At 68.0% G+C, this 14,054-nt stretch carries 12 protein-coding genes; 9 read left to right on the top strand and 3 right to left on the bottom strand.

All coding sequences use genetic code 11. The annotated features are described in order from the left end of the window. The first annotated feature begins 103 nt into the window (after window positions 1–103). From pdhA to AC1EJR_RS25150, 4 genes are all read left to right on the top strand, one after another. Entirely contained in the window at window positions 104–1,195 is a 1,092-nt protein-coding gene (pdhA, locus tag AC1EJR_RS25135; RefSeq protein ID WP_454757675.1) for a pyruvate dehydrogenase (acetyl-transferring) E1 component subunit alpha, read from the top strand. Further along, window positions 1,188–2,165, top strand: coding sequence for an alpha-ketoacid dehydrogenase subunit beta (locus AC1EJR_RS25140; protein ID WP_092296961.1), 978 nt, complete (start codon window positions 1,188–1,190; stop codon window positions 2,163–2,165). The genes pdhA and AC1EJR_RS25140 overlap by 8 nt, the downstream gene beginning before the upstream one ends. 9 nt (window positions 2,166–2,174) lie before the next feature. Continuing rightward, window positions 2,175–3,296: a dihydrolipoamide acetyltransferase family protein gene (locus AC1EJR_RS25145; protein ID WP_441592861.1), complete on the top strand. Its 1,122-nt coding sequence runs from the start codon at window positions 2,175–2,177 to the stop codon at window positions 3,294–3,296. A gap of 158 nt (window positions 3,297–3,454) precedes the next feature. Next, window positions 3,455–4,108 carry a peroxiredoxin gene (locus tag AC1EJR_RS25150; protein ID WP_092296955.1) on the top strand — a complete coding sequence of 218 codons (654 nt, stop codon included), beginning with the start codon at window positions 3,455–3,457 and terminating at the stop codon, window positions 4,106–4,108. Window positions 4,109–4,409: 301 nt separating this feature from the next. On the opposite strand, the gene AC1EJR_RS25155 is transcribed toward AC1EJR_RS25150, so the two are convergent. Continuing rightward, entirely contained in the window at window positions 4,410–5,372 is a 963-nt protein-coding gene (locus AC1EJR_RS25155) for a chemotaxis protein (protein ID WP_092296952.1), read from the bottom strand. Window positions 5,373–5,870: 498 nt separating this feature from the next. On the opposite strand from AC1EJR_RS25155, the gene AC1EJR_RS25160 reads away from it, so the two are divergent. Both AC1EJR_RS25160 and AC1EJR_RS25165 read left to right on the top strand, forming a co-directional pair. Further along, a complete protein-coding gene (locus AC1EJR_RS25160; protein WP_441645591.1) occupies window positions 5,871–7,271 on the top strand; it encodes an NCS2 family permease in 1,401 nt (466 codons plus the stop codon). Between the two features lie 411 nt (window positions 7,272–7,682). After that, complete coding sequence (locus AC1EJR_RS25165) at window positions 7,683–8,000, top strand: H-NS histone family protein (RefSeq protein WP_477147735.1); 318 nt, start codon at window positions 7,683–7,685, stop codon at window positions 7,998–8,000. Window positions 8,001–8,031: 31 nt separating this feature from the next. On the opposite strand, the gene AC1EJR_RS25170 is transcribed toward AC1EJR_RS25165, so the two are convergent. Together AC1EJR_RS25170 and AC1EJR_RS25175 are read right to left on the bottom strand one after the other, a co-directional pair. Beyond that, window positions 8,032–8,640 carry a hypothetical protein gene (locus tag AC1EJR_RS25170; RefSeq protein WP_477113842.1) on the bottom strand — a complete coding sequence of 203 codons (609 nt, stop codon included), beginning with the start codon at window positions 8,638–8,640 and terminating at the stop codon, window positions 8,032–8,034. 196 nt (window positions 8,641–8,836) lie between these two features. After that, entirely contained in the window at window positions 8,837–9,784 is a 948-nt protein-coding gene (locus AC1EJR_RS25175; protein ID WP_092296941.1) for a LysR family transcriptional regulator, read from the bottom strand. A gap of 115 nt (window positions 9,785–9,899) precedes the next feature. Here AC1EJR_RS25175 and AC1EJR_RS25180 point away from each other — a divergent pair, with 115 nt between their 5' ends. The 3 genes from AC1EJR_RS25180 to AC1EJR_RS25190 all read left to right on the top strand — a co-directional run bounded on the left by AC1EJR_RS25180 (window position 9,900) and on the right by AC1EJR_RS25190 (window position 14,013). Then, window positions 9,900–11,138, top strand: coding sequence for an MFS transporter (locus tag AC1EJR_RS25180; protein ID WP_441645589.1), 1,239 nt, complete (start codon window positions 9,900–9,902; stop codon window positions 11,136–11,138). 165 nt (window positions 11,139–11,303) lie between these two features. Then, window positions 11,304–12,593, top strand: coding sequence for an MFS transporter (locus AC1EJR_RS25185; RefSeq protein ID WP_454757673.1), 1,290 nt, complete (start codon window positions 11,304–11,306; stop codon window positions 12,591–12,593). 37 nt (window positions 12,594–12,630) lie between these two features. After that, window positions 12,631–14,013 (top strand): NarK family nitrate/nitrite MFS transporter, encoded by a 1,383-nt coding sequence (locus AC1EJR_RS25190; RefSeq protein WP_092296931.1) that lies wholly within the window; start codon window positions 12,631–12,633, stop codon window positions 14,011–14,013. The last annotated feature ends 41 nt before the right edge of the window (window positions 14,014–14,054 follow it).

Raw genomic sequence — 14,054 nt, forward strand, 5'->3', positions numbered from 1 at the left:
TCCCCGCATCCGTGCCCTACACTCGAAGGCAGCAGCGTCCACAAGATGCTGCGCCGCACAGGGCACCGCGAACCTGACAGGGTTCCAACACGGGGACATCCACATGGACACTGTTGCGCGCTTCGAGATCGGCTTTACCCGCTACCTTTCCGCCCAGGGCACCGCCAGCCCAGACCTTCCCCCCTTCGCCCGCGACCCGGCCGCGCTGCTGCCGCTGTATCGCGCCATGGTGCTGACCCGCCAGTTCGACCTCAAGGCCATCGCCATGCAGCGCACGGGCCAGATCGGCACGTTCGCGTCCGCGCTCGGGCAGGAAGCGATTGGCGTCGGCGTGGCCTCCGCCATGCTGCCAGACGACGTGCTGGTGCCGTCCTACCGCGACCACGCCGCGCAGTTTGTGCGGGGCGTCACCATGACCGAGAGCCTGCTGTACTGGGGCGGCGACGAGCGCGGCAGCGGCTTTGCGGCGGCGCCGCATGACTTCGGCAACTGCGTGCCGATCGGCACCCAGGTGGGCCACGGGGCCGGCGTGGCTTATGCGTTCCAGCTGCGCGGGCAGCCCCGCGTGGCGGTGACCATCGTCGGCGACGGCGGCACCTCCAAGGGCGATTTCTACGAGGGGATGAACATGGCCGGCGCGTGGCACGTGCCGCTGGTCATCGTCGTCAACAACAACCAGTGGGCGATCTCCATGCCGCGCAGCAAGCAGACCGCCGCGCAGACGCTCGCCCAGAAGGCCATCGCCGCCGGCATTCCCGGCGAGCAGGTCGATGGCAACGACGTGATCGCGGTGCGGCACCGCGTGGGCGAGGCGATCGACCGCGCCCGGGCCGGCGGCGGCCCCACGCTGATCGAGGCCGTGACCTACCGGCTGGGGGACCACACCACGGCCGACGATGCCTCGCGCTACCGCGACGAAGCAACGGTCAAGGCCGCCTGGGCGCAGGAACCCATCGTGCGGTTGCGCGACTACCTCGCCGCGCAGGGCGCCTGGGACCCGGGCCGGGAGGAGGCGCTGATCCGCGAATGCCAGCAGGCCGTGGCCGCTGCCGTGGACGCCTACCTGGCCCTGCCGCCGCCCGACACCGGCGCGATGTTCGACTGCCTCTACGCCACCCTGCCCGCCGCGCTGGAAGCCCAGCGCGAGATGGCGCGCCAATATCAGACGACCCCGCCAGGAGCCCATCATGGCTGAACTGCATCTGGTGGAAGCGGTGAACCTGGCGCTGGCCCACGCGCTGGCGCATGACCCGGACGTGGTGCTGCTGGGCGAGGACATCGGCGTCAACGGCGGCGTGTTCCGCGCCACGGTGGGCCTGCAGGCGCGCTTTGGCGAGGCGCGCGTGATCGACACCCCGCTGGCCGAAGGCGGCATCGTCGGCGCGGCCATCGGCATGGCGGCGATGGGACTCAAGCCGGTGGCCGAGATCCAGTTCGCGGGCTTCATCTACCCGGCCATCGACAACATCCTCAACCACGCCGGCCACATGCGCCACCGCACGCGCGGCCGGCTGGGCTGTCCGATGGTGGTGCGCGCGCCGAGCGGGGCTGGCATCCACGCGCCCGAGCATCATTCCGAAAGCCCCGAGGCGATGTTCGCCCACATGCCGGGCATCCGCGTGGTCATGCCATCCTCGCCCGCGCGGGCCTACGGGCTGCTGCTGGCGGCCATCCGCGATCCGGACCCGGTGATCTTCCTGGAGCCGACGCGGCTCTACCGGCTGTTCCGGCAGGAGGTACCCGACGATGGCGAGGCGCTGCCGCTCGACGCCTGCTTCACGCTGCGCGACGGTGCCGACCTCACGCTGGTGAGCTGGGGCGCGATGCTGCAGGAGACGCTGGCCGCCGCCGACCAGCTGGCCGACGAAGGCATCGGCGCCGCCGTGATCGACGTGGCGACGCTGAAGCCGCTCGACATGGACACCATCCTCGAATCCGTGGCCCGCAGCGGCCGCTGCGTGATCGTGCACGAGGCGCCGCGCACGGCGGGGCTCGGCGCGGAGATCGCGGCCAATCTGGCCGATGCCGGCCTCTATTCGCTCAGCGCGCCGGTGCAGCGCGTGACCGGCTACGACACCGTGGTGCCGCTGGCCCGGCTGGAGCACAGCTACCTGCCCTCCGTGGCGCGGATTGTCGATGCCGCGCGGCGCGCGCTGGCGGCCTAGGAGACGTTCATGCGGACCTTCAAGCTGCCCGATCTGGGCGAGGGATTGCAGGAAGCGGAGATCGTGGCGTGGCACGTCAAACCCGGGGACAGCGTGGCGGCGGACGAGCCGCTGCTGTCCGTGGAGACCGCCAAGGCCATCGTCGAGATTCCATCGCCATTCAGCGGCCAGGTGGCCAAGCTGTTCGCGCAGCCGGGCGATATCGTCCACCTCGGCGCGCCGCTGGTGGGCTTCGAGGGGGTCGGCAGCGCCCAGGACGATGCCGGCACCGTGGTGGGCGCGGTGAAGGTCGGCACGCAGGTGCTGGCGGAAGCCGCCGCGCCGCTCGGTCCGGGTGGCGCGCACGGCATCAAGGCCACGCCGGCGGTGCGGGCGCTGGCGCGCAAGCTGTCGGTGGACCTCGCCATGGTCACGCCCTCCGGCCATGACGGCCTGATTACGGCCACGGACGTGCAGCGCGTGGCCACCACGCTGGCCGATCTCGGCCCGGCCGAAGTGGTGCGGGGCGTGCGCCGGGCGATGGCCCAGAACATGGCCCGCGCACAGAGCGAGGTGGCGGCGGCCACGGTCATGGACGATGCCGACCTGCACGCCTGGCAGCACGATGCAGGCCCGGGCAACGACATCACGATCCGGCTGGTGCGCGCGCTGGTGGCCGGCGTGCATGCCGAGCCGGGGCTCAACGCGTGGTACGAGGGCCAGAGCGGGCGGCGCCATGTGCTGGAGCGGATCGACGTCGGCATTGCTGCCGACCTGCCCGAGGGTCTGTTCGTGCCGGTGCTGCGCAACGTCGGCAAGCGCGACGCCGCCGACCTGCGCACCGGGCTCGACCGCATGCGCGCGGACATCATCGCGCGCACCATCGCCCCGGAGGAGATGCGCGGCAACACCATCACGCTGTCCAACTTCGGCATGATCGCGGGCCGCTACGCGGCGCCGATCGTGGTGCCGCCCACGGTGGCCATCCTTGGCGCCGGGCGTATACGTGACGAAGTGGTGGCGGCCGGCGGCCAGCCCGCCGTGCATCGCGTGATGCCGCTCTCGCTGACCTTCGACCACCGCGTGGTCACGGGCGGGGAGGCGGCGCGCTTCCTGCGCGCGGTGATCGCGGACCTGGAACGGCCGGCGTAGCGCCGCCCCTTTCCCCCTCCGAAATGTGACGCCGAGACTACGCCGACCATACGCCCGTGGAGGGAGTTTTTTCACCGTGTAATTCCTATACTGGAGTTCCCCGGCGACGCCGGCAGCCCAATCATCCACCTGGCCCTGACTGAAACAAGGAGTGCGACATGGCAATTCGACTAGGCGAAGAAGCCCCTGACTTCACCGCTGATACCACGGAAGGCAAGATTCGCTTTCACGAATGGATGGGTGACAGCTGGGCGATCCTGTTTTCGCATCCGAAGGACTTCACCCCGGTCTGCACGACCGAGCTGGGCTACATGGCCAAGCTCAAGCCCGAGTTCGACAAGCGCAATACCAAGATCATCGGCCTGTCGATCGACCCGGTTGACGACCACCAGCGCTGGGCCAAGGACATCGAGGAGACCCAGGGCAGCGCGGTCAACTATCCGATGATCGGCGACGCGGACCTGCACGTGGCCAAGCTGTACGACATGATTCACCCCGAGGCTAGCGGCGGCAAACGCACCGCCGTGGACAACGCCACGATCCGCTCGGTGTTCATGATCGGCCCGGACAAGAAGGTCAAGGCCATGCTGGTCTATCCGATGAGCGCGGGCCGCAATTTCGACGAGGTGCTGCGCCTGCTGGACTCGCTCCAGCTCAACGCAAAGCACACCGTGGCCACGCCCGTCAACTGGAAACCGGGCGAGGACGTGATCATCCCGACATCGGTCTCGGACGACGATGCGAAGAAGAAATATCCACAGGGCTTCAAGACGCTGAAGCCGTACCTGCGTACGGTGGAGCAGCCGAAGTAAGCGACTGATGTAAACAGCGGAGAGCCGGGGCGGGCGGGCGAAGAATGCGAACGAGAGCTATCCACAGTTCCAGTGGATAATCGCCCACCCCGCGACCCGCAAACCCGCGCCAGCATTGGAAAGAGCTGGACTGCCCGATTTTTATGCAACTGGTTTCGGAGAGGGKAGGCGTTGCTCCCCTCGCCCGCTTGCGGGAGAGGGGTTGGGGGAGAGGGCAAGTGGTTCTCGATGCGACACTGCATGTTGAACCGCCGGCCCTCTCCCCTGCCCCTCTCCCAAAGGGAGAGGGGAAAAGACGCGTTTACGGATGGCGGGCCATCACGCCGCGGATGGTGTCCGCGAGATCCTTCGCCAGGAATTTCGACACATAGGCATCGGCGCCGACCTTGCGCACGTGCTCCTCGCTGGCCTCGCCGGAGAGCGACGAGTGGATGACCACCGGCAGGGACTTGAGCCGTGCGTCGCTCTTGATCTTGCGCGTGAGCGTGAAGCCGTCCATCTCGGGCATTTCCAGGTCGGTCAGCACCAGCGCGATCTCGTCGCGGATGGTCTTGCCCTGCGAGGCGGCGAGATCGGCGATGCTGCCCAGCATCTCCCATGCCTCCTGGCCCGTCTTGGTCATCACCACCTGCACGCCCATCGCCTTCAGGCCGTTCTCGATCAGGCCGCGCGCCAGCGCCGAGTCATCGGCGGCCAGCACCTTGGTGCCAGGGCGCAGGTTCAGCGCCGGGCCCACGGTGGCTGGGTCCACGTCCGGCTGGCGGGTGGGCAGCACATCGCGCAGGATCTGCTCCACGTCGAGCACCTGCACCAGACGCGGGTTCTCGCCGCCGACATCGAGCTTGGCGATGCTGGTCACCAGCCCGCCCTTGACGCTCGTCTCGGCCGAGATCACCTGGCTCCAGTCCAGGCGCACGATCTCTTCCACGGCTTCCACGGCAAAGCCCTGGGTGGAGCGCGCGTACTCCGTCACCAGCATGATGTTCAGGCCGGACTTCGGCTGGCACTCCAGCAGGCGCGGCAGGTCGATCACGGGAATCACCTGGCCCCGGATGTCGGCCATGCCGAGGATGGACGGCTCGGCGCCCACCACGGTGGTCACCGACGGCATCACCAGGATTTCGCGGACCTTGAATACGTTGATGCCGAACAGTTCGGATTGCCCGCTGTTCGCCGCGTCGCCAAGTCGGAACAACAGCAGTTCGAACTGATTGTTGTTGGTCAGGTTCGTGCGCTCGTCAATGTCTCTCATCGCGCTGGTCATCGTGCTTGCTCCGCTGCTGGCTGGGGGTGACTATGGGTAAATGGACAGGTGTTKCCAAAGGTCTATCGGCGCCGCCGCCGGGACCTTTAGCGATCCCGCCCGCTTTCCGGCAGGATGCCCCGGCCATGTGACCGGAACCTACCTTCCAGGGCCCATCGAAGGCCAAAATCGCCGTCCGGCCGTCCACCGAGGGAAATCCCTGAGCCTCCGGAAGCACCGCAAACCCGTGGTTATTCGGCGCCCCGCATGTTCCGCATCGCGCCCCGATGATGAAAGCGGCGCAGCGCTCCCCTACCGTTGAGCCTCGCCGGATCCTGCCCGCCAGAGGCAGCCGACCGGCCACCGGCCCCCGGGCCGGACACCGAGGAAAGAGACGCCCGCACCCCGAGCACCGATGCCACCGGGACCTCCGCCCTCGCACCCAGAACCACGTGAGACAAGCTGACGCCGTATCCGTACGCGGACCGGCGCGGCGCCCCTGCAAGGAGGCAGACCATCATGATCGAACAGCCGTATCCGTCCGTCACGGACGTGGATGACGTAGCGCACGCGCAGGGCACGCGCGCCGGCAGCGCGGGAAAAATCGACGAGTATTTCCAGATCAGCGCACGCGGCAGTACGCGGCGCCGCGAGGTGGTGGCCGGCACCACCACCTTCATGGCGATGGTCTATGCCGTGTTCGTGGTGCCGGGCATGCTCGGCAAGGCCGGCTTCGACACCAGCGCGGTGTTCGTGGCCGTGTGCCTGACCACGGCCTTCGGCTCGCTGCTGATGGGGCTCTGGGCCAAGCTGCCCATCGCCATCGGCTGCGCCATCTCCCTCACCGCCTTCATGGCCTTCGGCCTCGTGCTCGGACAGAAGCTCTCTCCCGAGGTGGCGCTCGGCGCCGTGTTCCTGATGGGCGTGGTCTTCACGGCGATCTCGGTCACCGGCGTGCGCGCCTGGATCCTGCGTAACCTGCCGGCCGGCGTGGCCCATGGCGCGGGGATCGGCATCGGACTTTTCTTACTGCTGATTGCCTCGAACGAGGTCGGCCTGGTGGTCAAGAATCCCGGCCCCGGCCTGCCCGTGCAACTGGGCCACATCACGGCGTTCCCGGTGGTGATGTCGGTACTCGGGCTGGCGGCGATCTTCGGCCTGGAGCGCCGTCGCGTGCCGGGCGGCATCCTGCTGGTCATCATCGTCATCTCGGCGCTGGGCCTGATGTTCGACCCGGCCGTGAAGTACACCGGCGTGTTCGCGCTGCCGAGCCTGTCGACGCCCGGCCATGCCTCGCTGATCGGTGCGATGGACATCCGCGGCGCGCTGTCCGCCGCCGTGCTGCCCAGCGTGCTGGCGCTGGTGATGACCGCCGTGTTCGACGCCACCGGCACGATCCGCGCGGTGGCCGGCCAGGCCAACCAGCTCGACGCCACCGGCCGCATCCATAACGGCGGCCGCGCGCTGACCGCCGACTCGGTCAGCTCGATCTTCTCGGCGATGTTCGGCGGCGCCCCGGCGGCGGCCTATATCGAGTCCACCGTGGGCGTGGCCGCCGGCGCGCGCACCGGCCTCGCAGCGGTGACCGTCGGCGTGCTGTTCCTGGCCGTGATGTTCTTCTCGCCGGTGGCCGGGCTGGTGCCGTCGTACGCCACGGCGCCTGCGCTGATGTACGTGGGCCTGCTGATGCTGTCCAGCGTCAGCCGCCTGCATATGGACGATCTGGTCGATGCCATGGCCGGTCTGGTTTGCGCGGTCTTTATCGTGCTGACCTGCAATATCGTCACCGGCATCATGCTCGGTTTCTGCACGCTGGTGATTGGCCGAATCGTCTCGGGCGAATGGCGCAAGCTCAATATCGGCACCGTGGCCATTGCCGTGGCGCTGGCCGCCTTCTATGCCGGAGGCTGGGCAATCTAAGAAATGTCCGATCCCATCGGTCAACGATGTGTGCGGTACCACCCTGGGTAACCAGTGGAATTCGCAGCCCCCGGAGTCTTTCCCTCCGGGGGTTTTTTTCTTGCCGAGTCGCCAAAAATATCAGTGCCGCCAATCCTGCGCGGCGCCTGTCATGCGCGGCGATTTTCGCTCCACGATTTCGGCATTGGTCGAGATTCGTCGGCATTCGTCGAAATGCATCGACATTGAAATTCGTTCAAATCCGAAAATACGGACTCGCGTAGTCCGATTCAGATCCCACATCTGGAACAAACGTTTTTCATTAGGAAAATCCGTTTATCTTTTGTAATATTTTATGGGACGACTAGTCACGACAATAGTCAGCAATGTCCTGTAACATGCCGCGAACAACAATCTGAACGGGGATCCAAAATGCCGACCTACAAGCAACTACTGGMTGAAAAAGAAGCACTGGAAGCCAAACTCAGCGAGGTGCGCGCCAATGAAGTCTCTGGCGTCGTGGCGCAGATTCGCCAATTGATGGCCGATTACGACCTGACGGTCGACGATATTGCGCCGAAGCGCCGTCGTGGTCGTCCCGCTGGCAGCGGTGCCAGCCCGGCACGCAAGACCGCAGCGCTGCCCCCGAAATACCAGGACCCGAAAACCGGCAAGACCTGGTCGGGCCGTGGCCGCGCCCCGGCATGGCTGGGCAAGCGCCCCGAGCGCTTCCTGATCGAACAAGCCTGAGTTCGATATTCCTCTCGATAAGCGCTGACGCTTATTGCCCTGCGCGCGCCGGCTCAACGCCCGGCGCGTCGCAAATCAACTCCTTTCGCAACGCCCGGAATCCCTGCTGGCTGGTTTCCTGCACCAGATTGGCCCCGCCATCGGGCCTTGGCTGCAGGCGCAGCACGCGCGCCGCGCATTGGCTCGCCGCTTCATCGCGCGTATAGCGGATTTCATATTGCGCGCCTGACTGCGGAATGAATGACACCCCCGCCGCGCAGCGTATCTCTTCGGCCGGCGGCGCCGCCATCGACGTCACCGCGACATACAACCGTTTGCCGACCGCCACCTTGCGCTCGCGCGTCTGCGCGGGCGGCTCGGGAGAACTGCCTGCCATGTCCAGCCCCCGGTCTCGCCCCATCGCGGCGAGCTGCTTGCCCATGCCGGCCAGCACCAGCGGCCGGGCCGGCGTCGGGCACTTCGCCGGGTCCACCACGCTGAAGGTGGTGTTCTCATCGGTATTGGTCAGCAGCCGCACGCTGGCATAGGGGGCGCCCGAGGGCACGCGGTACTGGGCCACGCAGCCGGACAGGCCGGCGCCAGCCACAACCACGAGAAACATCGGGAAAACCCTTGCCGCAACAAGCCGGATCTTGCGCATAGGAAGCACGAAGCTGACAGTTGACCGAGGATGGTGGCACAGCATAGCCGCAGGAGGCGCTTTTGGGGCGTGGTCTGGCCCACGTTGAGGATATCCACAGGTTCTGTGGATATCCTGTGGCGTCGCACCCCCGGGGCCGCGTCTGTGCGTTACCCCACCGGACTGCTCAAGATTTAAGCAGTTTGTCTCGTGACCATCACCCAGCCCGGGTGCCATCCACCCCGCCATCGACCCAGCCGGCCGCCCAGGGCGGGGCGTCGCCCCACTGTTCGGCGAGGAAATCGACGAAGGCCCGCACGCGCGGCGGCACCAGCCGGCGCTGCGGCATCACCGCGTAGATGCCGCTGTCGGCCAGCGGGTAGTCGGGCAGCACCGGCACCAACCGGCCAGCCCGCAGGTCGGCGCTGACATGCCAGACTGAATGCATGGCGATGCCGAAGCCGGCGAGCGCCGCATCGGCCAGCAACTCGCCCGTATTGGCCTCCACCCGGCCCTGCACGCGCACGGCCACCTCGCCGCCGGCGCCATCGCCCATCCGCCAGACATCGGAGCGGCCCTGGCTGCCGACCAGGATCAGGCATTGATGATGGGCGAGGTCCTGCGGCGTCTGCGGCCAGCCATGCTGCGCCAGGTAGTCGGGCGAGGCGCACAGCAGACGCTGGTTGTCCGCCAGCTTGCGCGCTACCAGCGTGGAGTCCGCCAGTGTGCCGATGCGGATGGCGAGGTCGAAGCCGCTGCTGACCAGATCGAGTACATGGTCGGTCAGGCTGATGCTGAGGCGCACGCCGGGATGGGCGCGCAGGAAATCCGGCAGCAGCGGCGACAGATACTGCCGGCCGAACGAGGCCGAGGTGGTAATCCGCAGCACCCCGGTCACGCCGGCGCCCGCCTGCCGCAGCGAGCCGGACAACGCCTCCAGGTCTTCCACCAGCGCCCGGCCCTGCTCCGCCAGCACCGCGCCTTCGGGGGTGGCATGCAGCCGCCGGGTCGTGCGATGCAGCAGGCGCACGCCCAGGTCGCGCTCCAGCCGTTGCAGCCGCTGGCTGGCCACGGCCACCGAGAGGTCGAGGCTGCGCGCCGCCGCGCTGATCGAGCCGAGGTCCAGCACGCGCAGAAACAAGCCGATGTCGCCAATCCGGTCCATGATCCGATCCGATTCTCAATGATTTCTTGAAACTGATTCTGGATCTTGCCCGTTTTTCGGAAGCTGCGAAAGGCCGACACTGGCGCCTTCCAGAATCCGTCCCCAACTTCCCGACATGGCCGCGCCCCTCCCTTCCACCCCCGCCACCGGCCCGTCCTCGCGGATGCCCGTGGCGCTGTATGCCCTGACCGCCGGCTCGTTCGGCATCGGATGTGCCGAATTCGTCATCATGGGGCTGCTACTCCAGGTCTCGGCGGACCTCGGCGTGACCATCGCCGCCGCCGGCATGCTGGTCTCCGGCTACGCGCTCGGCGTGTTCGCCGGGGCGCCGGTCCTCACGCTGCTCACCCGCCGCATGCCGCGCAAGGCCGTGCTGCTGGTGCTGATGGCGATCTACACCATCGGCAACGCCGCCTGCGCGCTGGCGCCCGACTACACCACGCTGATGATTGCGCGCGTGGTGACCTCGCTCACGCACGGCACGTTCTTCGGCGTGGGCGCCGTGGTGGCCACCGGCCTCGTGCCCGCCAACCGCCGCGCCTCGGCCATCTCGGTGATGTTCTCCGGCCTCACGCTGGCCACGCTGCTCGGCATGCCCGCCGGCGCCTGGCTCGGCCTGCACTTCGGCTGGCGCAGCACGTTCTGGGCGATGACCGTGATCGGCCTGGCCTCGCTGGCGGTGATCGCCCTGCTGGTGCAGCGCAGCCGCGACGACGCCGCGCCGGCCCGCCTTGCCGACGAACTGCGCACCATCGCCCGCCCCCAAGTGCTGCTCGGCCTGCTGATGACGGTGCTGCAATCGGTCGGTATCTTCGCGGTGATTACTTATGTGCAGCCGCTGTTGACCCGGGTCTCGGGCTACGGCGAGGCGGCGGTGTCGCCCATCCTGCTGCTGTTCGGCGGCGGCATGATCATCGGCAATATCCTCGGCGGACGCATGGCGGACCGGCGTCCCACGGGTGCGCTGCTGGGCTCGCTGACGGTGCTGACGCTGGTGCTGGCCGCGATGACGCTGGCGCTCCACCAGCCAGTGGCGGTGGTGGCGTTCGTCGGCGCGCTGGGCGTGGCCGCGTTCGCCACGGTCTCCCCGCTGCAGCTGCGCGTGCTGCGCCACGCCCACGGCGCGGGCCAGAACCTGGCGTCGAGCTTCAATATCGCCGCGTTCAACCTCGGCAACGGCATTGGCGCGTGGCTCGGTGGCGTGGTGGTCGACCACGGCCCGGGGCTGACCGCGCTGCCGTGGATCGCGGCGCTGGCGCCGCTGGGCGCGCTGGGCATCGCGCTGCTGGCCGTGCGGGCCGAACGGCGGAGCGATGGCGGTCAGGCCGCCGGGCTGGCCCCGGAGGCATCGTGACTGCCTGACCCGCGTTCTCGAATTTGTCCGATCGATAACCACCAACCGGACTAGTTCCATCGACAGGGGCCACCCGCCCCGCCCGCTCCCCGGCCGGCGAATAGGCACGGCAGGCAGCCGTGCCTACGCTGGGGGCCATCCCTTGTTGTCCATTAGGACCTCTCGATGGCCTCCCCCTCATCCTCGTCCTCTCTCCCCTCCTCCGCCGTCCTGCACGACGCGCCGGCGATCTCCCGCCGCGCCAACGGCGTGCTGGCCTCCAGCACGTTCGCGTTCACCATCTGCTTCGCTGTCTGGATGGTGTTCGCCGTGCTCGGCATTCCGCTCAAGCAGCAGCTTGGCCTGAACGACACCGAATTCGGCCTGCTGGCCGCCATGCCGGTGCTGAGCGGATCGCTGATCCGCGTGCCGCTGGGCATCTGGACCGACCGCTACGGCGGCCGCATCGTCTTCTTCCTGCTGATGCTGGCCACCGTGGTGCCGATCTGGCTGCTCGCCTATGCCACCACCCTCTGGCAGCTGCTGGCGCTTGGGCTGCTGCTCGGGCTGGCCGGCGGCTCGTTTTCGGTGGGCACGCCCTATGTGGCGCGCTGGTTCCCGCGCCATCGGCAGGGGCTGGCGATGGGCATCTTCGGCGCCGGTAACTCCGGGGCCGCGCTAACCAAATTCGTCGCCCCGGCGCTGATCGCCGCCGCCGGCACCTGGACCATCGTGCCGAAGGTCTACGCGGTGGCGATGCTGGCCACGGCGCTGCTGTTCTGGGTCTTCTCGGCCAGCAACCCGGCGCACCGCGTGGCCGCCGGCAGCGCCGGCTGGCGTGCCCAGATGGCCATGCTGCGCGACCCACGGGTCTGGCGCTACTCCCAGTACTACTCGGTGGTGTTCGGCGGCTACGTGGGGCTGGCGCTGTGGATGACGCGCTACTACATCGGCGAATATGGGTTCGACATCCGCATCGCCGCCTTCCTGGCCGCGTGCTTCTCCCTGCCCGGCGGCATGCTGCGCGCCATCGGCGGCTGGATCTCGGACCGCTACGGCGCCCATCGCACCACCTGGTGGGTGATGTGGGTGAGCTGGGTTGGCTTCTTCCTGCTCAGCTACCCGCAGACCGACCTCGTGATCCAGACCGCCAACGGTCCGCTGGCCTTCCACCTCGGCCTGTCCCCCACGCTGTTCACGGTGCTGCTGTTCGCGGTGGGCATCGCGTTCGCCATCGGCAAGGCGTCGGTATTCAAGTTCATCGCCAATGACTTCCCGCAGAACATCGGCGCCGTCTCCGGCGTGGTGGGGCTGGCCGGGGGGCTCGGCGGCTTCATCCTGCCGATCCTGTTCGGCGCGCTGGCCGACCTGACCGGCGTGCGCAGCAGCTGTTTCATGCTGATGTACGGCACCGTCTGCGTGAGTCTGGTGTGGATGCACTACAGCCATCGCGGCGCCGCCCCGGCGGTGGCCTGAATCTTTCCCACCTTCCCCCCTTCGACGAGATAACGCCATGAGCACCTCCGTACTGACCCGCTGGGAACCTGAAGACCCGGCGTTCTGGAAATACCAGGGCGCGCGCATCGCCTACCGCAACCTCTGCATCTCCATTCCCGCGCTGATGCTGGCCTTCGTGGTCTGGATGCTCTGGAGCGTGGTGGCCGTGAACCTGGACCGCGCCGGCTTCCACTTCACCGGCAACCAGCTGTTCTGGCTGACCGCCCTGCCGGCGCTGTCCGGCGCCACGCTGCGCATCTTCTACTCCTTCCTCGTGCCGATCTTCGGCGGGCGGCGCTTCACCGCCATCTCCACCGCGCTGCTGCTGATTCCGGCGCTCGGCATGGGCTTCGCGCTGCGCGACCCGTCCACCAGCTACCCGACGCTGCTGGGGCTGGCCCTGCTGTGCGGGCTGGGCGGCGCCAACTTCAGTTCGTCGATGGCGAACATCAGCTTCTTCTTCCCGAAGGCGCGCAAGGGGCTGGCCACGGGCCTGAACGCCGGCATCGGCAATCTCGGCGTCTCGATCGTGCAGTTCGTGACACCGGTGGTGGTGTCGGTGGCCGTGTTCGGCGCGCTGGGCGGAGCCGGGCAGGAATACGCGGCCAACGGCGCCACGCAACAGCTCTGGCTCCAGAACGCGGGCTTTATCTGGGTGCCGTTTATCGCCGTGTCGGCGCTGGCGGCGTGGTTCGGCATGCACGATATTGCCGATGCCCGCGCCTCGTTCGCGGAGCAGGCGGTGATCTTCCGGCGCCGCCACAACTGGCTGATGTGCTGGCTCTACGTGGGCACCTTCGGCTCGTTTATCGGGTTCTCGGCCGGGCTGGCGCTGCTGACCAAGTCGCAGTTCCCGAACGTGAACCCCACGGCCTACGCCTTCCTGGGCCCGCTGGTCGGCGCGCTGACGCGCCCGGTGGGCGGCTGGCTGTCAGACAAGCTCGGCGGCGCGCGGGTCACGCTGTGGAGCTTCCTCGGCATGATCGGCGGCGTGGTGGCCGTGCTGGCGGCGCTGCCGCACAACGGCACGGGCGGCAGCTTCAGCGGCTTCCTGGGCGCGTTCATCGTGCTGTTCGCGCTGACCGGCATCGGCAACGGCTCCACCTTCCGCATGATCCCGGTGATCTTCCTGACCGAGCGCCTGCGCGCTGCCGGCCCGGGCGCGCCCGCCCAGCGGGTGGCCGTGCAGGACGCCGCCCGGGAATCCGCCGCCGTGCTCGGCTTCTCCGGCGCCATCGGCGCGTACGGCGGCTTCTTCATCCCCAAGAGCTTCGGCACCGCGCTGGAGATGACCGGCGCGCCGGACGCTGCGCTCCATCTCTTCATCTTGTTCTATATCAGCTGCGCCGCGATTACCTGGTGGTGCTACGCGCGCCGCAACGCGGCCATGCCCTGCTGATTCCTGCTTCACCCGCGCGTCAACCCCGCCCGTCGGCATAG

It is taken from the genome of Cupriavidus sp. 05T42 (assembly GCF_056396345.1).